The following is a 20,294-nucleotide window of genomic DNA, read 5'->3' on the forward strand; positions in this document are numbered from 1 at the left end:
GCGACGGCGCGCGACGCGTCGCGCTACGGATGCGCGCCGATAAGCTCCCGCACGCGGGCGACGTGTTCCCCGAACGCCGGGTCGCCGCGCTCGCGGGGGCGGTCGACGTCGACGTCGACCACCTCGGCGACGCGGCCCGGCTCGGCGGCCATCACGACGATCCGGTCGGCGAGCGTCACCGCCTCCGCGACGTCGTGCGTGACGAACAGGACCGTCTTTCCCGTCGATCCCCACACGTCGAGCAGCTCCCGCTGGAGCATCTCCCGGGTCTGAGCGTCGACCGCGCCGAACGGCTCGTCCATCAGGAGGAGCTCGGGGTCCACGGCGAGCGCCCGGGCGATGGCGACGCGCTGTTTCATGCCGCCGGAGAGCGACTTCGGGTACGAGTCGCGGAACTCGGTCAGCCCGACGAGCTCCAGCATCTCGTCGACCCGCTGCTCGCGCTCGGCCTCGGAACGGTCGCTCCGTTCGAGCCCGAACCCGACGTTCTCCTCGACCGTGAGCCACGGGAACAGGTGGTACTCCTGGAAGACGACGCCCATGTTCGTCGTCGGCCCGGTGACCGGGGCGCCGGCGAGCCGGACCTCCCCGTCGGTGGCGTCGGTGAGCCCGGCGATGATCCGGAACAGCGTCGTCTTCCCGCAGCCGGACGGGCCGACGAGGCAGACGAACTCGCCGCCGTCGATCCCGAAGGAGACGTCGTCGAGCGCGCGGACCGGCTTCCCGTCGCCGTCGTACGTCTTCCCGACGCGGTCGACGGCGACGCCGGACTCGCCCCCGCTCCCGAATTCGTCCCGCGTCATCGGGTCGTCGTTCACGCCCGCCACACTAACACCCTCCGTTGGACCGCCCGGAACGCCACGTCGACGAGGAGGTACATCAGGCTCAACACGAGGATGTACGCGATCACCGTGTCGACGAGGAGGTTGTTGCTCGCGCGCAGGATCTCGCGCCCGACGCCCGGCACGCCGAAGATCTCCGAGGCGACCACGAGCATCCAGCAGCGCCCGAGGCCGGTCCGGACGCCCGTCAGGATCCCCGGCAGCGACGCCGGGAGGACGATCGACCGGACCATGTCGAACTCGCCGCGCACGCCGAGCGTGCGCCCCACGTCGAGTAAGTCCTCGGAGACGCCCTCGACGGCGCCGTACGACGCGTAGTAGTTGATCCAGAAGGCGCCGACGGCGATGATGAAGGCCGCACCGGCGTCGTTGATCCCGAACCACGCGATCGCGAACCCGATCAGCGCGAGCGGCGGGACCGGCCGGAGCGTCCGGACGAGGGGGGCGGTCACGTCGTCGAGGAGCCCGCTCCACGAGAACGCGACGCCGGCGGCGACGCCGAGCGTCGTCCCGGCGATCGTCCCGGGTATCCAGTGGCGGACGCTCGACCACAGGGCGGTCGTCATCGTCCCCGAGGCGAGCTCCTCGGCGAACGCGTCCGCGACCGCCACCGGCGGGGGCAGGACGTACGCCGGCTGCGTGAGCGAGACCAGGTGCCAGGCGACAACGAACCCGACGACCCCGGCGGCGCCGCGGAGGAGGCGCCGCGGGTCGTCCAACCCGAGCCCGGTCCGCAGTTCCGACCCGTCGAACCGGCCGCCGGTGTCCGTCGCCATCAGAGGGAGTCGTACGCCTCGAAGTCGAAGATCGCCTCGTTCGAGAGCCGTTCCTCGATCTGCCCGTTGTCAGCCGCGAACTCCGAGAACACCGGGGTCGCCTCGGCGATCTCGCGGGGGTCGGTGACGAAGTTCGACAGCGGCGAGTCGAGCGCCCGCCGGGCGCGGTCCGCGGGCATCCCGATCCCCGACTCGACGTGCCCGGCGGTCGCGTCCGGGTTCTCGCCGATGAACTCCGTGGCGCGAACGTGTTGCTCGACGAACTGCGCGGCGAGCGGGGAGTCGCGGACCGCGTCGCTCATCAGGGTGACCGCCGCCGGCTGGCCGGGGAGGATCTCCGCGGCCGTCCGCAGCATCGTGACCGGCGAGCCCTCCGCCCGCGCGATCGTCGGCACCGGCTCCATGATCGAGGTCCCGTCGATCTCGCCGTTGGCGATCGCCTGCCAGACCGCGCTGGCACCGTTGATCTCGATTATCTCGACGGCGTCGTTCGATTCGGGGTCGACGCCGACCTCCCCGAGCCAGTAGCGGAGCAGCACGTCGGGGACGCTCCCCTGCGGGAAGGTGCCGAAGCGGAACGGCCCGCCGTTCTCCTCGGCCCACGTCGCGAACGCGTCGCCGCCCTCCGCCTCGAACGTCTCGTGGAACGACTCCTCGGCCATGATCCCCATCGGTTCGCGGATGTTCGCCGCCGTCACCTGTGCGGGGATCTCGCGGTCGATAACGATCATCGCCGGCACGATGCCGAACATGGCGACGTCGATGTCGCCGCCGCCGAACGCCTGCACGATCGCCGGGCCGTCGGTGAACTCCTTCCCGTCGATCTCGGCGTCGATCTCGGCGAAGTACCCCTCGCCCTCCATCACGTACCACTGGAGGTCGGGGTAGATCGGCATGTGCGCAACCGTCAGCTCGTCGAGCCCGCCGCCGCCGCCACCGAGACAGCCGGCGAGCCCGAGCGTCGCGGAGCCGCCGGCGGCAGCGAGGAAGGACCGACGGGAGGTCGGCGCGTCTGCGTCGTACATATCCGATGAACGGCCTTCGAGGGCAACACCCTCGCGCCACCAGCAACGAGAGCGCGTTCCGATGACGACAGAGACACGCGGTATCGGTCGTCTCCATGCCGTTCGCCGTATAATCCGCGCTCTCGACGGTATCTAGCTAGTCACAGGTCGACGCAATATTTGCGGCCGCCGCGCGATCACGCGGTCGACGCGATCGCAGGCGACCGACCCGCCGTCGTTTATGAGGGCGCCCGCCAACACGCGCGTATGGTCTCGGAGATCTTCGACCCCGACGCGTGGGAGCAGGTCACGGACGAGTTCGACGACATCACCTATCACCGCGGCGCCGACGTCCCCGTCGTCCGGATCGCGTTCGACCGCCCCGAGGTCCGGAACGCGTTCCGGCCGGGCACCGTCGACGAGCTGTACGCCGCGCTCGACCACGCGCGCAAGCAGGCGGACGTCGGCTGCGTGCTCCTCACCGGCAACGGGCCATCGGAGGAGGACGGCGGCTGGGCGTTCTGCTCCGGCGGCGATCAGTCGGTGCGGGGCGGCTCCGGCTACGAGTACCGCGACGAGGACGAGGCCGGCGACGAGGACGATCCACTCGTCAAGGAGGCGCGCGCCGGACGACTCCACATCCTGGAGGTCCAGCGGCTGATCCGATTTATGCCCAAGCCGGTCGTCGCGGTCGTCCCCGGCTGGGCGGTCGGCGGCGGCCACTCGCTGCACGTCGTCTGCGACATGACGCTCGCCAGCGACGAGCACGCGAAGTTCCTCCAGACCGACCCCGACGTCGCCTCCTTCGACGGCGGGTTCGGCTCCGCGTATCTCGCGAAGCAGATCGGGCAGAAGAAGGCCCGCGAGGTGTTCTTCCGCGGGAAGACCTACTCGGCCGAGGAGGCCGCGGACATGGGGATGGTCAACGAGGCGGTCCCGCACGAGGAGCTGGAGGCGGTCGCGCTGGAGTGGGCCGACGAGATGACGAAGAAGTCGCCGACCGCGATGCGCATGCTGAAGTACGCGTTCAACATGACCGACGACGGCATGGTCGGCCAGCAGGTGTTCGCGGGCGAGGCGACCCGCCTGGCGTACATGACCGACGAGGCCCAGGAGGGCCGCGACGCCTTCTTAGAGAAGCGCGAGCCGGAGTTCCGAGAGTACCCGTGGCACTACTGAGGCCCCCGAGACACCGCGACCCACCGCCGCGATCCCGCGGCCGTTTATAAGCGTGAAGCGCCCACGGAGGCGCATGGAGAAGGTACGCCTCACGGACGCGTTCGCGTCGATCGACGAGCGCTGGGATCCGCACCTCGCCGGGGAGCTGAACGGGCAGGCCGTGAAGCTCGCGAAGGCGGAGGGCGGCTTCGTCTGGCACAGCCACGCCGACGCCGACGAGCTATTCTTAGTCACGGAGGGGCGGCTCCGGATCGAGTTCCGCGACCGCGACGACGTGACTCTCGAGGCGGGCGAACTGCTCGTCGTCCCCCGGGGGACCGAGCACCGCCCGGTCGCCGAGCCGGAGGCCCACATGCTGCTGTTCGAGCCGGCCGGTACGCGGAACACGGGCGACGTGGAGAACGAACTGACCAGAGAGGAGTTGGAGCACGTCGACGGTTGATCGAGTGCGGCTGGTCCTGTGAAGAGCCCCGATAGACCGTACAATCTGTTCGGCTCCGAACGATTCCGGGGGATGCGTCCCGAAAGATCCACTATATCACCCAGTAGCCGTCACGAACGTCGCGCGGGATACGGCGTTCGGAGTCGTCACGAGCGTGCTCCACGATTAGACGAAGAGGGAGTCCCCTCCCAATCGTTCAGACGCGAATCGCCGGCCGCCTCTAATGTCAATAAATTCTACTATTCTCTGAAAGTGAAACTTACAAAACATATTTATATAGACATGGTGGGTGGTTGTTCATAAGGGAGTGACACGGGGATGTACACCAACGAGGAGATCGATCGGAGATTGGAACTGTTAGCTCAGTCTGAGCGGCGAGCCATTATTCGTTTTCTGCAGAAGACCGAGGCGGATGACGTGCCGATCCACAGTATTCGGAACCACCTCAGGGAGTCGGATACGAGGCGAGACCGGTGTGACGACGTTACCATAGCGTTACACCACAACCATCTTCCCAGCCTCGCCACAACGGACGTGCTCGATTTCGATTCGTCTTCCGAGACGGTTCGGTACCGCGGTGACGAACTCGTCGAAACGCTCCTCGACTCCATCCCCGAGACGCGCACCACGAACGGGTAGCGGGAGCCGGCGTCCCTCGCGACGAGTCAGCGGTCCGGAAGCCAGCTCGTTACTGGAATCCGCGGTCGACGTCGTCCTCGTCGATCAGGTCCTCCAGCTCCGACGAGAGGAGCTCCTCGGCCTCGTCGAACGCCTCGGAGAGCTCGTCGAGCTCGTCGGGCCGCCCGTCGAACCGGTAGTCCATCGGACCGAACGCCGGCGAGTCGATCGCCTCCATCACGTCCTCGAACAGGTGGTCCGGGCTCGTCGGCGCCTCGGCGTGGACCTTCAGCGTCTCGCGCAGCCGCGTCGCGACGTCTTTCGCCTCGTCCTCGTCCTCGGGCGGCGACTGGACCGCGAACCGGCCGGCCGACTCCTCGCTCGGGAGGAGCGGGTCGAGCTCGTCGTCGACCTTCCGAGCCACCTGCGCGCCGACGCCGCGGAGGTCGCGTGGGTTCTTCGCGTACGTCTTGAGGTGGTAGACGCCGACGTTCGGGTGCCCGAAGTAGAGGTCCTCGCCGAGGCCCTCGCGCCGGGAGCCGGCGACGGCCCGCCAGCCGGCCGGGTCGGTCGAGTCGCTCGCGACATCCGCGAGGATGTCGTCCCAGTCTCGTACGCGCATGTCGGCGTAGCCTTATAAGCAGAGGCGCATGAGCGTGTCGGTCGCGGCGGGGGTATTAGTTTTGAGTCCGGCGGTACGCCATCCTCGCGAGCAGCGCCGTCCCGGCGACGAGGAAGACGACGGAGAAGGGGGTGACGGCACCGGCCGCGACGTCGACGACCCCCCAGAGCACGAGCCCGGCGTACAGCGCGGTCCGGAACCGGTCCGTGTCGAACCCCTCGACTGCGACGCCCCAGACGACGAGCAGCGCGATGTAGCCGTTGACGACGACATCGCCGAGGGCGGCGAGTCCCTGCGCCTCCAGCCGGGCGTAGCCGCTGACCGCGGACAGGACCGCCATCGAGAGGACGAAGACGACGATCGCCGGGCGCCCGTAGCGGTAGAGGGTCGAGTCGGTCATAGCGGACCATTCGCGTGTGCGATTATAAATGACCGCGGGGAGCGGTCGCACCTCTCACCGACAGCGTTTTTCGAGCCCGCTCCCGATGACGGCCGTGAACGTTCGGGGGCCGATCCTCTCCGTCGGAGCAACGCGGACGGTGTCGACGTCGTACGGGGACCGGGAGCTCCGCGAGCTCCGGATCCGGCCCGAGCGCGGCGCGGCCGACCCGGTCGACGTGACGCTGTGGGGGAAGTGGGCGGAGACGGCCGAGCACGCCGAGCCGGGCATGGAGCTGCTCGTCACCGATGCCGAGGAGGACGAGTTCGGCGGCGAGGTCGGGTACGCGACGACGGGCGACTCGTGGGTCGTGCTGGAGCCCGACTTCCTCGTCGACGTGACCGGGATCCGGTCGTGGGTGCAGTGCCCGCGGATGTACTATTTAAATAAGCTCTCGGGGATCCCGCTCAACTACCCGGTGGTCAAGGGGACCGTCGTCCACGAGGTGTTCGGCGACCTGCTCCGCGGGATGGACCTGGAGGAATCGGTCGCGGACCGCGTCGAGGAGGCCGGGCTCGAGCTCGGGCTGTTGGGCTACGAGCCCGAGGAGGTCGCCGACGAGGTGCGCCGCAACGCGGCCGCGATCGAGGGGTGGCTCGCGCAGGGGACCCTCTCCGACGAGGACACCTGGCGGTCGGAGTTCACCCTCATCTCGCCGACGTTCGGCTTGAAAGGGCGCGCCGACGCGCTCCGCCGCGGCACCCCCGTTGAGCTGAAGACGGGGAAGAACACCAAGCGCGAGCCGCGCTTCCACGACAAGATCCAGGCGGCCTGCTACGCCCTGATGCTGGACGAGCGCGGCGTCGACCCCGACATCGGGACGCTGCTGTACACGAAGAACACCGCCTTGGACCGCAACGAGGAGTCGGGGGACCTGGCGCCCGCCAAGGAGTTCTCGGTGGGCCGGGGGCTCTTGGAGTTCGTCGTCCGCGAGCGCAACGCCCTCGCGGCGATGGAGTGGCGCGCGCTCGACGACCCCGGCGAGCGCCCGACCGTCCCCACGGGGTACGAGGGCGACGCGAAGTGCCAGTACTGCTTCGAGCAGGACACCTGCATGGTGGTCTCCGGCCGCCTCGACCAGGAGTCGAAGGCGGGGTCGGTCGGAACACCCGTGCCCGACGAGGAGCGCGACTACTTCGACCGCTTCTACGTCGCCCTCGAAGAGGAGCGCCGCGAGACCCACGCCGAGTACCGGAAGCTGTGGGAGCAGAGCCCCCGGGAGCGCGCCGACGACGACCGCGCCCTCATCGACCTCGAACCGGTCTCGCGGACCGAGATCGACGACGCCCGGTGGGAGCTCCGCGCCCGCAAGCCCGGCGACGCCGTCTCCAAGCTCCGCGAGGGCGACGTGGCGCTCGCGAGCGACGGCGACCCGGTCGAGGGGCACGGCGAGCTCGGCCGCATCACGTCGCTCGGAAGGGACGAGATCGTCGTCGAGACGGACGAGCCGGTCGAGCTCCGGCGGCTCGACGTCTACCCCTCCGAGATCTCGGTCGACCGCTCGCTCACCGCGCTCCACGACGCGATCTTGAAGGGGAGCGATCGGCGGAAGGACGTGCTGTTCGGGCGGCGCGAGCCCGAGTTCCGGGATGCAAGCGAGCGGCCGGTCGACGCGCCTGGAGGCGACGACGCCGACACCGACGACGACCCCTCCAACGCCTACATCGACAACAACGCGTCCCAGAACGAGGCCGTCGAACTCGCCGTCGACGCCGAGGACTGCGCGCTGATCCACGGCCCGCCGGGCACCGGGAAGACGTACACCATCGCCCGGACGATCCGCGCGCTCGTCGCCGAGGGGAACCGGGTGCTGCTCTCGGCGTTCACCAACCGCGCGGTCGACAACGCCTTGGAGGCGCTTCGGGATCAGGGCTTCGACGACGTGCTACGCGTGGGGACCGAGACCGGCGTCCGCGGCGACATGCAGGACGTGCGCCTCGTCCGGCGCGGCGACCCGAACGCGAAGGCCGCCGAGCTCAGGGACGCGCCCGTCGTCGCCGCCACCACCGCGGCCTGCGGCTCCCGCGTGCTGCGCGAGTGCGAGTTCGACGTCGCCCTCGTCGACGAGGCCTCGCAGCTCACGGAGCCGGGCACCCACGCCGCGATCAACCTCGCCGACCGGTTCGTCCTCGTCGGCGACCACGAGCAGCTCCCGCCCGTCGTGCGCGCCGAGAACGACCTCCAAACGTCGCTCTTCCAGCGGCTCATCGAGGCGTACCCGGACGCGAGCGTCATGCTCGACCGCCAGTACCGGATGAGCCAGCGCATCCAGGCGTTCGCCTCCGCGGAGTTCTACGACGGCGCGCTCCGACCGGCGACCCCGGAGGTGGCGGGGCAGACCCTCCGCGACCTCGGCGTCGACCCCGCCGACCTCCCGGAGGGGCTCGCGGGGGGCGTCGACTTCGTCGAACCGGACGGGACCCGCGACGGCAACCGGAACGTCCGGGAGGCCGAGCGCGTCGCCGAGGTCGTCGACGCCTACCTCGCGGCCGGCGTCGATCCGGACGATATCGGCGTCATCGCGCCCTTCCGCGCGCAGGTCGCGGAGATCGGCCGGCGGACCGCGGTCACGGTCGACACCGTCGACCGGTTCCAGGGCTCCTCGAAGGAGGTGATCGTCGTCTCGCTGGTGGCCACCGGCGACCTCGACGGGCCCATCTTCGAGGACCACCGGCGGATGAACGTCGCGCTCACGCGGGCGAAAAAGCAGCTGACGCTCGTCGGCGACGCCGACGCGCTCGGCTCGGAGCCGTTCTACGAGCGGATGCTCGAATGGGCGCGGCGCTGAGCCGGTCGCCGACCCGTCCGCTTTTATAAAGCTACTCCTCGTCCGCGTCGGGGTCGGCCTCGGTGACGATCCCCGGCTCCTTGCTGGCGATGACGATAATGCGGTCGGTGAGGTCCTCGATCGTGTTCGCCAGCTCGTCTAGGAGGATCGCGAGCTCGCGGTAGACGAGCGGCTCGCCGATCGCGTCGTCGGCGAAGGCGGTCGCGATGGCGTCGTTGCGGAGCTCGTCGCACTCGCTCTCCAGCGCGCGGATCGACTCGATCCCCTCCGTGAGCGTCTCGGTCGCGTCGCTGCGCGCGAGCCCGTGGACGAACCGCGCGACGACGTCGCCGAGGACCGCGACCATCTCGACGATGCGGGCGGCCATCTCGCGCATGTCGCCGAACGGGTCGACGTCGGCGTCGGGCCGCATCATGATCACCTCTTGGACGATCCGCTCGGTGTGGTTCGCCACCACGTCGAGCTCCGTGTAGAAGTCGAGCAGCGCGGACTCGTTGAAGTTGATCCGCGTGTTCAGGAGGCCGATGTCGTCCGGGCCGGCGTTGGTGATGACGCCCCGGATCTCCCGGACTAAGCCGTCGCACTCGCTCTCGATGGCGGCGATCTCGTCGGCCGTCTCGCGGTACGGGCCGTCGCTCGCGTACTCGTCGAGCGCCCGCGGGAGGAGCGCGACGCAGTCGTTTATCCGGTCGAGGTACGTCTCGGTGTGTTCCTCCAACCGCTCTCCGAAGTCGGCGTCGGTGGACATGTCTCGTCCCACGCGCGTCGGGAGTAAAGAGGTTCGCTCGCGTCTCGTCGATCGTGAGGGTTCGGCGGGACGTTCTCCGGCGGCGACGGGCGCGTTCCCATTGCGGCGACAGTCGCGTTCTCCGGCGGTGGCGGTCGCGTTCCCTCCGGTATCACCGACCGCGGTCGTTTATAACTCGTCGGCCGCGTCGAGCGCCGCCTCGACGTCCGGAACGTCGAACCACTCGCGACCGGTGTACGCGTTCGTCCCGGCCGCGTACAGCTCGGAGACCGCGTCGACGACGGCCGAGGGGAGCGGTTCCGGGTCGCGCTCGCAGAGCTCGCGCCAGTCGTCGATCTCGCGCTCCGCGACCGCCGCCTTCGCCTCCGTGACGGCCTCGACCCACGCCGGGTCGTTCGCCTTGTACCACTGCCGGACGACCTCCTTCGAGATCCCGCGGCCGCCGTAGGAGAACCGGTTCTCGTCGAACGTGCCGACCACGTCGGCGACGCGGAGCTCGCCGTCGGCGTACAGGCACTCGATCTTCCCGTCCTCGTGGGCGAAGCCGGCGGCCTCGGCGCGCTCGGTGACGACGCGGTTCACGTCGAGCGCGAGCGACTCCAGGGCGTCGACATCGGCGGCGCCCGCGATCCGGTCGGCCTCGGCGCGGGTCAGGTACCGGTCCTGCTCCTCGTACTTCGTGGAGAACTCCACGACCGGCTCCGGGAGGTCGACGGGGTCGTCGGGCCACTCGTCGGCGGCGACGTCGGGGTCCGCGTCGAGGCCGAAGTCGGCGGGCTCGGCGCGCCGCCGGAGGCTGGAGCCGACGGGGACGCGGTTCCGGAAGACGACCTCCAGCGGCACGAGGTAGTTGGTCCCGCCCGCGGCGTGGAAGGCGTCGTAGTCGTAGCCGGCCTCGGGCCCCTCGTACGGGAGGTCGGGGACCTGCGTCAGGTCGATCGCCATCTCCGTCGGCGGGGCGCTCGCATCGGCGAGGGGGACCGGCTCCGGCTCTCCGTCGCCGTCCTCCCCCTCTGTCCCCTCGCCCGGATCGACGACCCCGCGGTAGTGGGTCGGGACGCCCTCGTCTTCCAGCAGCTCGAAGTTGAACGCGCCCATCGCGCAGAGGCTCGCGCCCTTCCGCGGGATCGCGTCGGGCATCTGCCCCCAGTCGAACACCGAGTACGCGTCCGTGAAGACGAAGCGACCGCGGCCGAGCGCGTCGGCGGTCGCGGGCTCGTCGACGCGGAACTCCTTGACGCTCGTCATACCTCACCCCGCGACCGCCTCCCCCATGAACCTTTCACTTACGTGGTCACCTCTCGGGTTCGGTTCCCCCAATGATCCATGAACGTGGAATAACCCGGGACGAACTGGCGACGCGGCCGCATCGAAAGGACCACACCCGTCGCGGGCGCATCGCCGTCCATGCACGAGGCGCGCGAGGTCGTCGTCCTCCGGTACGGCCACCGGCCCGGACGCGACGACCGCATGACGACGCACGTCGGGCTCACGGCCCGGGCGCTCGGGGCGGACCGCGTGATCCTCCCCGACAACGCCGGCCAGTCCGCGGAGACGGTGCGGGACATCACCGATCGGTTCGGCGGCCCCTTCGCGGTCGAACTCCGCGAGGACCAGAAGGCGATCGTCCGGGAGTTCGAGGGCGTCGTGGTCCACCTCACCATGTACGGCGAGCGCGTACAGGACGTCGAGGGGGAGATCCGCGAGGCGGTCGGGCTCCCCGATACGAGCGAGCATCCGGCTGCCCCCCGCGACCTCCTCGTCGTCGTCGGCGGCGAGAAGGTCCCGTGGGCGCTGTACGAGCGCGCCGACTTCAACGTGGGCGTGACGAACCAGCCGCACTCCGAGGTCGCCGGGCTCGCGGTGTTCCTCGACCGGCTGTTCGAGGGGGAGGAGTTAGAGCGAGAGTGGACCGACGCCGACCGCGAGGTGATGCCGGAGCCGACCGGGAAGACGGTCGTCGACGTCGATGCGGACGAAGACGAGTCGAACTAAGGCGGGCGGTTTCGTCGCCGACGGCCTCTCCGCTCGCCGGCGCTCACTCCTCCTCGTCGAGGCCCTCCAACTCCGCCGCGTCGTCGACGATCTCCGGCGTCCCGCTCAGGATACCGCGGAGCCCCGTCATCGGCTCACCGACCCGAACGCCGTCGGCGGTGATACGGAACTCCCGGATCGTCCGCTCGTAGTCGCTCGTCCGCTTTTTCAAGACGCCGATCGCCTTCCGCATCTCGCCTTGCACCTCCAGGTGTCGGAGGAAGACGATGTTGTCGGCGAGGTAGCTGATGTTCTCGACGGTCGCCTGGAACTCGCCGGTGATGTTCCACGTCTCGTCGATGAACACCGCGGTCACGCCCATGTTCTTGAGGTAGCGGCCCAGCGCGTGCATCTGCTCGAGCATCATCCCCTCCTCGCCGCGGAGCGTGAGCCGGTACCCCGCGATCCCGTCGACCATCACGATCTCCGCGCCGCGCTCCTCGACCTCCTCGCGGACCATCCGGGCGAACTCCTGCGGCGAGCGCTCCAACGCCTCCACCTCGTTCACCTGGAGCGTCCCCCGCTCCAGCATCTCGTCGACCGGGATGCCGACGGCGCGGGAGCGCGTGAGGAACGTGCCGCGGCTCTCCTCGAACAGGTAGATGACGGAGCGCTCGCCGCGCTCCGCGGCCTCCTTCATGAACTGCGTGCTCAGCGTCGTCTTGCCGACCCCGGTCGGCCCGCTGACGATGCTGACCGTGCCGCGTTCGATCCCGCCGTGGAGCAGGTCGTCGACCCCGTCGATCCCCGAGGAGATCTGCTCGAACGCGAACTCCCCGGTGTGTCTCCCGGGCTGGAGCGCCGGGTACACCTCGACGCCGTCGTCGGTCACCCGGTAGGCGTGGTCGCCGCTCAGCGTCGACGACCCGCGGAACTTCGGCACGTCGATCGTCTTGCCGTACTCCTCCGCGCCGAGGTGGATCGACCCGTCCGTGACGAACTCCAGGTCGTCGGTCGGCAGCGAGTCGGTGTTCTGGACGGTGAAGACCACGGTCGCGCTCTGGTCTTTTAAGAACCGCATGAATCCGACGACCTGCTTGCGGAACTGGTAGTCGTCGGACAGCAGGAACCGGAGCTGCGTCAGCGGGTCGACGACGACGCGGTCGGGGTCGACCTCGGTGACGCCCTCCACGATCCGGTCGGTGAGCGGCTCGCTCTCGACCTCCTCGGGCGCGAACACCTCGTACGACTGGTCCTCGGTGAACACGTCGGCGCTGGGGCTCAGGTCGAGGAACTCGATCCCCTCCGTGTCGAAGCCGAGCGCGGCCGCGTTCGCCTTGAGGTCGCGAGCGTCCTCCTCGAGGTTGATGAACAGCGACGTCTCCCCCTCCTCGACCCCTCGCTGGAGGAAGTGGAGGCTCAGGATCGTCTTCCCGCTGCCCGCTCGCCCGCGGACCATGTAGCTCCGTTCCGGGACGAGCCCCCCTGACAGTATCTCGTCGAGGCCCGCGATGCCGGTCGAAACGCGGTCGGGCAGTGATTCGGACATGAGACCCTCTCCGTGCGCGGGATACTAAAAATGGGTAACTCTTAGTGGTCGCCCGTACACGTTCCACGAGAGATGAATACGGGCCCCGAGGGGCTCGCCGACGATTCGCCCTCCGGAGGCGACGTCGACGACGCGTCGTCCGAAGCGACCGTCGGCGCCGGAGTCGGAGACCGGACCGAGGAGGAGACCTCCGCCGGAGGGCCGCCTGAACCCGACGAGGACGCCCGGGTGCTGCTGTTCATGCGCCCGGGACGCGACCGCGAGCTGGTGGCCGACGCCCTAGGCGACCGGTTCCGCGTCGAGACGACGACAGACGTGGAGACGCTCGAATCGAGGTTCGACTGCTGCGTCTTCGACGCCCGCGAGTTCAACCGGGTCGCGGGGTCGATCCGGCGGCGGCGGGAGCTGTCGGACCCGGTCTTCCTCCCGTTCGTCCTGCTCGTGAGCGAGGACGCGGGCAGGTCGACGACGGAGACCACGTGGGACTACGTCGACGACGTGATCAACATGCCGGTGCGGAAGCGGGCCCTCCGCACCCGGATCGCCAACCTCGTCGAGCGGCGGCGCACCTCCCTCCGGCTCGCGGCCCGCGAGCGGAAGCTCGCGGAGACCGTCGACGACCTCCGACTGAAGGAGCAGGCGATGGACGAGGCGCCCGTCGGGATCTCGATCGCGGAGGTCGACGAGGAGGGGACGGGGGACAACCCGCTCGTGTACACGAACGAGGAGTTCGAAGCCCTCACCGGCTACGGCTCCGAGATGTTCGGCGTCGACTGCCGGTTCCTGCAGGGGGACGACACCGACCCGGAAGCGATCGCGACGCTCCGGGAGGCGATCGACGAGGAGCGGCCGGTCGCGGTCGACATCCTGAACTACCGCCGCAACGGCCGGAAGTTCTGGAACCGGCTCACGATCGCTCCGGTCCGCGACGAGGAGGGCGAAGTCACCCACTACGTCGGGTTCCAGTCGGATATCACGGAACGGAAGATCCGGGAGCGGCGGCTGGAGGTGATGAACCGCGTGCTCAGCCACAACCTCCGGAACAAGATGAACCTCATCACGGGGTACACGGAGCTGCTGCGGCAGGACACCGACGACGAGGACGCGCACGACGCGCTCGCGGTGATCGACCGCACGGCGGACAACCTGATGGGGATCGCCTCCGCGGTCCAGAAGCTCGACCGCACGCTGTCCGTTCCCTCACCGGCGGGGACCCCCATCGAGCTCCGCGACCGGCTGATCGAGCTGCGGTCGCAGGTGGAGGACCGGTACCCCGAGGCGACGGTCTCCCTCTCGCTGCCGCCCGACGACTCGCTCGAAACGACGGTCGTCGGCCTGGTGACGGCGATCGAGGAGGGGATGGAGAACGCGGTGAAGCACAACGACGGGCCGAGCCCGTCGGTCGAGGTCAGCGTCGAGCGGGAGTCGCCGGAGTGGCTCGCGGTCGAGATCGCGGACGACGGTCCCGGCATCCCGGACCACGAGACGCGCGTGCTCGACCGTGGCGAGACGTCGCTGAAGCACGCGGACCGGCTGGGGATCTGGCTGATCTACTGGGTCGTGAGCAAGGCCGGCGGGGAGTTCTCGATCGACACGTCGAGCGAGGGGACCACGGTCCGACTGGTCGTGCCCGCGCACCCGTAGACGGGAATCCGGGCCGCGAGCGAGTCGACGTGGGTCGCGGCGCGACCGGCCTCAGAGCGACCGCTTCGAGCGCAGCAGCGCGAGGCGGAGCCGCGCCTCCTGCCGGCTCGTCCCGCGAACGCGGCCCGTCTCGGCGTCCGCCATCGAGGCGAGCGACAGCCGGTCGAGCAGGGGCGGCCAGTCGGCGGCGCCCGCGGCCTCGCCGGCGAACGCGACCGCGTTCCCGAGGCCGTCGCGCTCGTCGCGTCCCAGCCGCGCCACCGCGGCGTCGGCGTCCCGGCGACCGCCGCCGACGTAGAGCCGCTCGCCGACGGCCGCGGGGACCCACGCCGGCACCAGGAGCAGCCACAGGAGGACGCCGGCGACCGTGTACGCCCGCGGCGGGACCCGGTTCCCCTCGGGCTCGTACCCGTGGATCCGGTTGACGCGGCGGTCGGCCGCCGTCCGATCGGCGCGGCGCCCGACGAGCAGCGTCGCCAGTAGGGCGACCGTCTCGACGATCGCTAGCGCCGGCAGCAGGGCCGTGGTGACCGCCGCCTCTCGGGTCCGGAGCCGGACGAGGGCGTGGCGGAGCGCGGCGTCGCGGTCGGCCGCCGGCAGGGAGAGCAGCCGCGTCGAGACGACGAGCCGCGCGCCCCGGTGGCCGTCGGCGACGGCGACGTTGGCCGCGTCGGCGCGGACGACCGTCACCGCGGGGGCGTCGACGCCGACCTCCTCCGCGAGGGTCGCGACCCGGTCGGCGACGAAGTCGGCCGGGCGGTCGTCGAGCTCGGCCTCGGGGAGCCGCGCGATCCGCCGGTCGACGAGGACCGGCCCGACCAGCGCGGACCCCCCGAGACCGAGGGCGACCGCGGCGAGCGCGGCGGCGGCGGCCGGTGGGACACCGCCGAGCGCGGCCGAGTCGACGACGCCGAGCCCGGCTGGGCCGAGGAGAACGGCAGCGGGGATCAGCGGCGCCGCGGCGAGCAGCACCGGGACCGTCGCGAGCGCGAGTGCGCCGACCGCCCGCCGGAAGCGAATCCGGCCGTTCTGGGCGCCGGACTCGCGGGGAGGCTGACCGCCGGACTCGCGGGGAGGCTGACCGCCGGACTCGCTCATACGCACGGACGGTGCGAGGGCCGGCGTAAAGTTTTGCCGGAGCCGCCGCCGGGGTCGGGCTCGCAGCGGCGGTCGTCCGAGCCGCCGGCGGGCGGATCTCCGGCCGGACCGGTGCCGGACGACGGTGGCCCTTTCGGAGCTTTTAACCCGGTTCCACCACCAATTTCATGTAATGGCTTTTGAGGATCTACTGAACGACCCCGTCATCCAAAAGTACCTCCACGAGCTGGTGGGGCCGACGGGGATGCCGGTCGCGGCCGCGCCGCCCGACGGCGAGGTCACCGACGAGGAGCTGGCGGAGGAGCTCGGACTGGAGCTCAACGACGTCCGACGCGCGCTGTTCATCCTGTACGAGAACGACCTCGCCACGTACCGCCGAGTGCGCGACGAGGATTCGGGGTGGCTCACGTACCTCTGGACGTTCCACTACGACAACATCCCGGAGAACCTCGAAGAGGAGATGTACCGCCTGCTCGAGGCGTTAGAGGAGCGCGAGGAGTACGAGCGCACCCACGAGTTCTACCTCTGTGAGGTGTGTTCCATCCGCTTCGAGTTCGGCGAGGCGATGGACTTCGGCTTCGAGTGCCCCGAGTGCGGCTCCCCGGTCGAGGCGATGGACAACGACCGTCTCCGCGAGGCGATGGGAGAGCGCGTCGAGGAGCTCCGCGACGAACTCAACGTGGACGTGACGGGCTAATGGTCGTCCTCGCAACCAAGTGCTACGTCGAGGGCGACGCCCGCGACCGCGCGCTGGACGGCATGGGGTCGCTCGTCGCCAACGACGTCGGCGAACTGAGCGTGGAGTGGCAGGTCGGCGTCCGCGACGACGACTTCGTGCAGGTGGACGTGACGGGCGAGGACGCCGAGGTCGCCCGGAACGTCCTCGCCGAGACGTGGGGGGAGATCGTCGCCCACGACGGCGGGCTGGCGGCGGGCGAGGAGTACGTCGGGACCCTCGAATCGTGGGACGACGACGGGTTCGTCCTCGACGCCGGCGTCGAGGTCCGGATCCCGGCCGACGAGATCGGACTCGGGCGGGGGTCGCCGGCGCAGGTGGTCGAGCGCTTCGGACTGGTCCAACACCTCTCGCTGCGGTTCGTCTACGGCGGCGACGTCGGCGACCCGGACGCCGAGCCGAGCCGCCTCGCGGACGCCGAGCGCGACCGCCTCTACGACTGGCAACGCGGGGACGGCCGAGTCAACGTCAACTCGGCGACCCGCGGCGAGGTGCGCGCGACGGTGAACCGCGCGGGCCACGCGCAGGACATCGTGACCGTGGAGCGGCTCGGGCTCTTGGAACAGAGCATCGTCTGCACTGAGAACACCGACCCGCCGGGGCTGCTCGCCGCGATCGGCTCGTACCTCCCGGCGGAGATGCGCTGCGTCGTCTGATCTGTGAACCGACGTTTCGCCCTCGCGGTCGCCGTCGTCGCGCTGCTGGCCGTCAGCGCCGGCTGTCTCACCTACGTCAACGACGGCGGCGAGGTCGCGAACGAGACCCTCGACGCGGAGCCGCCGAACGAGTACGACTTCGACACGGACCGCGACGCCGATTTTAACCTCTCGACCGGCACCCAGTACACGGCGGTGTACGACGTCTCAGACGTCGAGGAGCTGCGGCTGTACAGGCAGACGCCGTACGCCGGCGACCAGCCGCTGGAGTTCGAGGCGTTCCGGTACCGGACCGCCGACGGCGAGGTGCTCAACGGCACCGAGTTCCGCGCCCGCGGCGGCGAGGTCGACCGCACGCCCGACGAGACGTGGGTCCGCTTCCCCGAGGGGACCGGCGAGGGACAGGTCGCCTTCTCCGCCGCCGGCTCGCCCCGGCGGTTCACCACGCTGGCGTACGTCGACGGGTCCTACGCGGTGACGCTCCCGCCCGGGTTCAGCACCGACTTCCCGGTCGTGGGGCACGTCGCGCCGCGCGACCACGAGGTCGAGACGGTCGACGGGCGCGACCGGATCACCTGGGAGTCGGTCGAGGGCGGGTCGGTCGTGGTCCAGTCGTACCGCGAGACCGACCTGCTCGTCTTCGGCGTGATCCTCGCCGTCGCGCTCGTCGCGGCGGTGGTCGGTGTCGCCTACTTCCGGCGACAGCTGGAGGAGCTCCGGGAGAAGCGCCGGGAGCTGGGGCTCGGCGTGTACGACGACGAGGAGTAGTCGGAGGGGGATTTTCCGGATCCGGCGGCCGGGCGTCCGGCCGGTAGCCGCGGCCCGAACTCGGGTGCTTTTGAGTGCGCGCCGCCTTATCAGAGGTATGAACGCCGCCGTCGTCACCGTCGGGGACGAGCTCCTCGTCGGCGACACCGAGAACACGAACGCGACGTGGCTCTGCGACCGGCTCGACGAACGGGGCGTCGTCGTCCGCCGCGTGACCGTCCTCCCCGACGAGGTCGGCGAGATCGCGCGGGTCGTCAACGAGTACCACGCCGAGTACGACACGGTGATCGTCACCGGCGGGCTCGGCCCGACGCACGACGACGTGACGATGGAGGGGGTCGCGGCCGCCTTCGGTCGGGGGCTCGAGCGGAACGAGGAGGCCGCGGCGTGGCTCGCGGATCGGGGGTACAGCGCCGACGACCTCGCCGCGGAGACGACGCACCTGCCGGCCGACTGCCGACCGCTCGCCAACGAGGCCGGGGTCGCGCCGGGCGCCGTCGTCGAGTCGGTGTACGTCCTCCCGGGCGTCCCGACGGAGATGAAGGCGATGTTCGAGTCGATCGCCGACGAGTTCGAGGGGACGCCGACCCACACCGTCACGGTCGACGTCGACGAGCCGGAGAGCGCCCTGTTAGAGCGGTTCACCGCCCTGCAGGAGGAGTTCGACGTCAGCGTCGGCTCCTACCCCGGCGAGAGCGTCCGCGTGAAGATCACGGCGACGAGCGCGGCGGAGGCGGAGCGCGCCGCCGAGTGGGTGCGAGAGCGGTCGACACTCGTCGAGTCGCGGTGAGCGGATCGACCGGCGACTGGGCGGGAGCGGCGTCGAAGAGAACGGAGACAGGGAGCGGCGCGGCCTACCGGTAGAGGTACGCGAGCCACACGGCGGTGACGACGAGGCTCGCGATGAGCACGGCGGTCGCGGTCGCGTCGATCGGGAGCGGCTCGGTCACGGCGGCTTCCAGGAGCATACCCGGCGGTTTCTCCGGGGGCGTCTTAAGTATTGAACTTCGGGACCGCCGCGCCGACCGAGACGCGCCCGCTTAAGTTTCCGCCGCCGTAGGTCGGACCATGCACGTCGGATTCGTGATGAACCCGGTGGCCGGGATGGGCGGCCGCGTCGGCCTCAAGGGCACCGACGGGAAGGTCGCCGAGGCGGTCGCCCGCGGCGCTGAGCCGCGGGCCCCGGACCGCGCGCGGCGGGCGCTGGAGCGGCTCGCGGCGGTCGCGCCGGAGGCGACCGTCTCGACCGCCGCCGACCCGATGGGCGATCGGCTGGTCAGGGACGCCGGTTTCGACCCGGTCCGGGTCGTCGACCCGTTCGGCGACGGGGGCGGGGACGGCGACCCGCCGGGGCCCACCGAGACGACCGCCGAGCACACCGCGCGCGTGGTCCGGGCGTTCAGCGAGGGCGGCGGCGCCGACGCCCTCGACCCGGTCGATCTGGTCCTGTTCGTCGGCGGCGACGGCACCGCGACGGACGTGGCGGCGGCGCTGGAGGCGGCCGGCAGCGAGGTCCCGATGCTCGGCGTCCCCGCCGGGGTGAAGGTGTACTCCTCGGTGTTCGCCGTCTCGCCGGAGGACGCGGCGGAGGTCGCGGCGGCGTTCGCGCGCACCGAGCGCCGCGAGGTGATGGACATCGACGAGGACGCCTACCGGGAGGGCGAGGTCCACCCGGAACTCCGGGCGGTCGCGCGCGTCCCCGTCGCCGACGATCTCCAGTCGTCGAAACAGACCGCGAGCGGAACTGTGGAGTCGCTCGCGGAGGGCGTCGCCGACGACATCCGGGAGCGCGAGGGGAAGGGCGTCACGTTCGTGCTCGGCCCGGGGTCGACCGTCGGCGCGATCAAGGCCGAACTGGGGTTCGAGCCCTCACCGATCGGCGTCGACGTGTGGCGGGACGGCGAGGTGGTGCTGCGGGACGGGACGGAGCGGGAGATCCTCGACGCGCTCGGCGAGGAGAACGTCATCGTCGTCTCGCCGATCGGCGGGCAGGGGTTCGTCTTCGGCCGCGGGAACCCGCAGCTGTCGCCGGCCGTGATCCGGCAGTGCGACCTCCAGATCGTCGCCTCGCGGGCGAAGCTCGACGACGTGCGCGCGCTGCGCGTCGACACCGACGACCCCGAGCTCGACGACGAACTCGCGGGGTGGGTCCGGGTCCGGGTCGGGAAGTTCGAGACGCGGATGATGAAGATCGCGTGAGGGGAGAGCGCGACGCCGACCGTTGACCGGGGTTCTGATGACCTGTCGGGCATACAGAGCCGCGTCGGCGCGCGCCTCCGAGCGCTCGCTTATAAGCGAGCGCGAGGAGCACGCGCGAGGGAGGAGCGAGCGCAGCGAGCGACGAGGCTGGGGAGGCGTGAGGTGCTGTGCGGTGCGGTTGGGTGGGACTCAAAGGGGCAGCCGCGAGGCGG

General features: G+C 70.4%; 20 protein-coding genes. 11 read left to right on the forward strand and 9 right to left on the reverse strand.

All coding sequences use genetic code 11. The annotated features are described in order from the left end of the window. Positions 1-23 precede the first annotated feature (23 nt). From B4V06_RS14555 to B4V06_RS14565, 3 genes are read right to left on the reverse strand one after another with little or no spacing between them, the layout of a single operon-like run. Positions 24-827, reverse strand: coding sequence for an ABC transporter ATP-binding protein (locus B4V06_RS14555; RefSeq protein ID WP_123112708.1), 804 nt, complete (start codon positions 825-827; stop codon positions 24-26). Continuing rightward, positions 815-1,618 carry an ABC transporter permease gene (locus tag B4V06_RS14560; protein ID WP_498170372.1) on the reverse strand — a complete coding sequence of 268 codons (804 nt, stop codon included), beginning with the start codon at positions 1,616-1,618 and terminating at the stop codon, positions 815-817. Before B4V06_RS14560 ends, B4V06_RS14555 begins: the two co-directional genes overlap by 13 nt. Beyond that, on the reverse strand, positions 1,618-2,643 hold the full coding sequence (locus B4V06_RS14565) for an ABC transporter substrate-binding protein (protein ID WP_498170374.1): 1,026 nt from the start codon (positions 2,641-2,643) through the stop codon (positions 1,618-1,620). Before B4V06_RS14565 ends, B4V06_RS14560 begins: the two co-directional genes overlap by 1 nt. Positions 2,644-2,889: 246 nt before the next feature. On the opposite strand from B4V06_RS14565, the gene B4V06_RS14570 reads away from it, so the two are divergent. The 3 genes from B4V06_RS14570 to B4V06_RS14580 all read left to right on the forward strand — a co-directional run bounded on the left by B4V06_RS14570 (position 2,890) and on the right by B4V06_RS14580 (position 4,882). Continuing rightward, positions 2,890-3,801 (forward strand): 1,4-dihydroxy-2-naphthoyl-CoA synthase, encoded by a 912-nt coding sequence (locus B4V06_RS14570; RefSeq protein ID WP_123112711.1) that lies wholly within the window; start codon positions 2,890-2,892, stop codon positions 3,799-3,801. Positions 3,802-3,874: 73 nt separating this feature from the next. After that, entirely contained in the window at positions 3,875-4,243 is a 369-nt protein-coding gene (locus B4V06_RS14575) for a cupin domain-containing protein (protein WP_498170375.1), read from the forward strand. 318 nt (positions 4,244-4,561) lie between these two features. Next, entirely contained in the window at positions 4,562-4,882 is a 321-nt protein-coding gene (locus tag B4V06_RS14580; protein WP_498170376.1) for a DUF7344 domain-containing protein, read from the forward strand. A gap of 49 nt (positions 4,883-4,931) precedes the next feature. Here the strand turns inward: B4V06_RS14580 and B4V06_RS14585 are convergent, their stop codons facing one another. Both B4V06_RS14585 and B4V06_RS14590 read right to left on the reverse strand, forming a co-directional pair. Then, the gene (locus tag B4V06_RS14585; protein WP_123112714.1) at positions 4,932-5,483 is read right to left on the reverse strand and encodes a hypothetical protein; all 552 of its coding nucleotides are present in this window, start codon (positions 5,481-5,483) and stop codon (positions 4,932-4,934) included. 55 nt (positions 5,484-5,538) lie between these two features. Then, positions 5,539-5,883 carry a hypothetical protein gene (locus B4V06_RS14590; protein WP_123112715.1) on the reverse strand — a complete coding sequence of 115 codons (345 nt, stop codon included), beginning with the start codon at positions 5,881-5,883 and terminating at the stop codon, positions 5,539-5,541. A 94-nt stretch (positions 5,884-5,977) separates the two neighbouring features. On the opposite strand from B4V06_RS14590, the gene B4V06_RS14595 reads away from it, so the two are divergent. Then, complete coding sequence (locus tag B4V06_RS14595) at positions 5,978-8,710, forward strand: AAA domain-containing protein (RefSeq protein WP_498170377.1); 2,733 nt, start codon at positions 5,978-5,980, stop codon at positions 8,708-8,710. 31 nt (positions 8,711-8,741) lie between these two features. On the opposite strand, the gene B4V06_RS14600 is transcribed toward B4V06_RS14595, so the two are convergent. Beyond that, positions 8,742-9,458, reverse strand: a complete 717-nt coding sequence (locus B4V06_RS14600; protein WP_123112716.1) for a DUF47 domain-containing protein — start codon at positions 9,456-9,458, stop codon at positions 8,742-8,744. Positions 9,459-9,626: 168 nt separating this feature from the next. Further along, entirely contained in the window at positions 9,627-10,706 is a 1,080-nt protein-coding gene (locus B4V06_RS14605; RefSeq protein ID WP_498170378.1) for a phosphoribosylaminoimidazolesuccinocarboxamide synthase, read from the reverse strand. 159 nt (positions 10,707-10,865) lie between these two features. Between B4V06_RS14605 and B4V06_RS14610 the strand changes: the two genes are divergently transcribed. Next, entirely contained in the window at positions 10,866-11,453 is a 588-nt protein-coding gene (locus B4V06_RS14610; protein WP_498170379.1) for a tRNA (cytidine(56)-2'-O)-methyltransferase, read from the forward strand. A gap of 43 nt (positions 11,454-11,496) precedes the next feature. On the opposite strand, the gene B4V06_RS14615 is transcribed toward B4V06_RS14610, so the two are convergent. After that, positions 11,497-12,981, reverse strand: coding sequence for an ATPase domain-containing protein (locus B4V06_RS14615; RefSeq protein WP_498170380.1), 1,485 nt, complete (start codon positions 12,979-12,981; stop codon positions 11,497-11,499). Positions 12,982-13,053: 72 nt separating this feature from the next. Between B4V06_RS14615 and B4V06_RS14620 the strand changes: the two genes are divergently transcribed. Further along, the gene (locus B4V06_RS14620; RefSeq protein WP_498170381.1) at positions 13,054-14,625 is read left to right on the forward strand and encodes a PAS domain-containing protein; all 1,572 of its coding nucleotides are present in this window, start codon (positions 13,054-13,056) and stop codon (positions 14,623-14,625) included. A gap of 51 nt (positions 14,626-14,676) precedes the next feature. On the opposite strand, the gene B4V06_RS14625 is transcribed toward B4V06_RS14620, so the two are convergent. Beyond that, positions 14,677-15,723 (reverse strand): hypothetical protein, encoded by a 1,047-nt coding sequence (locus B4V06_RS14625; RefSeq protein ID WP_498170382.1) that lies wholly within the window; start codon positions 15,721-15,723, stop codon positions 14,677-14,679. 172 nt (positions 15,724-15,895) lie between these two features. On the opposite strand from B4V06_RS14625, the gene B4V06_RS14630 reads away from it, so the two are divergent. From B4V06_RS14630 to B4V06_RS14650, 5 genes are all read left to right on the forward strand, one after another. Beyond that, on the forward strand, positions 15,896-16,420 hold the full coding sequence (locus B4V06_RS14630; RefSeq protein WP_498170384.1) for a transcription factor: 525 nt from the start codon (positions 15,896-15,898) through the stop codon (positions 16,418-16,420). Continuing rightward, on the forward strand, positions 16,420-17,115 hold the full coding sequence (locus B4V06_RS14635) for a DUF2110 family protein (protein ID WP_123112721.1): 696 nt from the start codon (positions 16,420-16,422) through the stop codon (positions 17,113-17,115). The genes B4V06_RS14630 and B4V06_RS14635 overlap by 1 nt, the downstream gene beginning before the upstream one ends. Positions 17,116-17,118: 3 nt before the next feature. Next, complete coding sequence (locus tag B4V06_RS14640; RefSeq protein ID WP_498170386.1) at positions 17,119-17,883, forward strand: DUF5803 family protein; 765 nt, start codon at positions 17,119-17,121, stop codon at positions 17,881-17,883. 97 nt (positions 17,884-17,980) lie between these two features. Beyond that, a complete protein-coding gene (locus B4V06_RS14645; protein WP_498170388.1) occupies positions 17,981-18,673 on the forward strand; it encodes a competence/damage-inducible protein A in 693 nt (230 codons plus the stop codon). Between the two features lie 278 nt (positions 18,674-18,951). Continuing rightward, complete coding sequence (locus tag B4V06_RS14650) at positions 18,952-20,082, forward strand: ATP-NAD kinase family protein (protein ID WP_498170389.1); 1,131 nt, start codon at positions 18,952-18,954, stop codon at positions 20,080-20,082. Positions 20,083-20,294: the final 212 nt, after the last annotated feature.

The organism is Halorubrum sp. B53 (assembly GCF_059752395.1).

Bases quoted from the DNA above. Each gene is read 5' to 3' on its own strand.
- B4V06_RS14645 (WP_498170388.1), top strand. From the start codon at position 17,981: ATGAACGCCGCCGTCGTCACCGTCGGGGACGAGCTCCTCGTCGGCGAC.
- B4V06_RS14620 (WP_498170381.1), top strand. From the start codon at position 13,054: ATGAATACGGGCCCCGAGGGGCTCGCCGACGATTCGCCCTCCGGAGGC.
- B4V06_RS14615 (WP_498170380.1), bottom strand. From the start codon at position 12,981: ATGTCCGAATCACTGCCCGACCGCGTTTCGACCGGCATCGCGGGCCTC.
- B4V06_RS14610 (WP_498170379.1), top strand. From the start codon at position 10,866: ATGCACGAGGCGCGCGAGGTCGTCGTCCTCCGGTACGGCCACCGGCCC.
- B4V06_RS14650 (WP_498170389.1), top strand. From the start codon at position 18,952: ATGCACGTCGGATTCGTGATGAACCCGGTGGCCGGGATGGGCGGCCGC.
- B4V06_RS14600 (WP_123112716.1), bottom strand. From the start codon at position 9,458: ATGTCCACCGACGCCGACTTCGGAGAGCGGTTGGAGGAACACACCGAG.
- B4V06_RS14630 (WP_498170384.1), top strand. From the start codon at position 15,896: ATGGCTTTTGAGGATCTACTGAACGACCCCGTCATCCAAAAGTACCTC.
- B4V06_RS14575 (WP_498170375.1), top strand. From the start codon at position 3,875: ATGGAGAAGGTACGCCTCACGGACGCGTTCGCGTCGATCGACGAGCGC.
- B4V06_RS14605 (WP_498170378.1), bottom strand. From the start codon at position 10,706: ATGACGAGCGTCAAGGAGTTCCGCGTCGACGAGCCCGCGACCGCCGAC.
- B4V06_RS14580 (WP_498170376.1), top strand. From the start codon at position 4,562: ATGTACACCAACGAGGAGATCGATCGGAGATTGGAACTGTTAGCTCAG.
- B4V06_RS14635 (WP_123112721.1), top strand. From the start codon at position 16,420: ATGGTCGTCCTCGCAACCAAGTGCTACGTCGAGGGCGACGCCCGCGAC.
- B4V06_RS14565 (WP_498170374.1), bottom strand. From the start codon at position 2,643: ATGTACGACGCAGACGCGCCGACCTCCCGTCGGTCCTTCCTCGCTGCC.
- B4V06_RS14590 (WP_123112715.1), bottom strand. From the start codon at position 5,883: ATGACCGACTCGACCCTCTACCGCTACGGGCGCCCGGCGATCGTCGTC.
- B4V06_RS14570 (WP_123112711.1), top strand. From the start codon at position 2,890: ATGGTCTCGGAGATCTTCGACCCCGACGCGTGGGAGCAGGTCACGGAC.
- B4V06_RS14625 (WP_498170382.1), bottom strand. From the start codon at position 15,723: ATGAGCGAGTCCGGCGGTCAGCCTCCCCGCGAGTCCGGCGGTCAGCCT.
- B4V06_RS14585 (WP_123112714.1), bottom strand. From the start codon at position 5,483: ATGCGCGTACGAGACTGGGACGACATCCTCGCGGATGTCGCGAGCGAC.
- B4V06_RS14560 (WP_498170372.1), bottom strand. From the start codon at position 1,618: ATGGCGACGGACACCGGCGGCCGGTTCGACGGGTCGGAACTGCGGACC.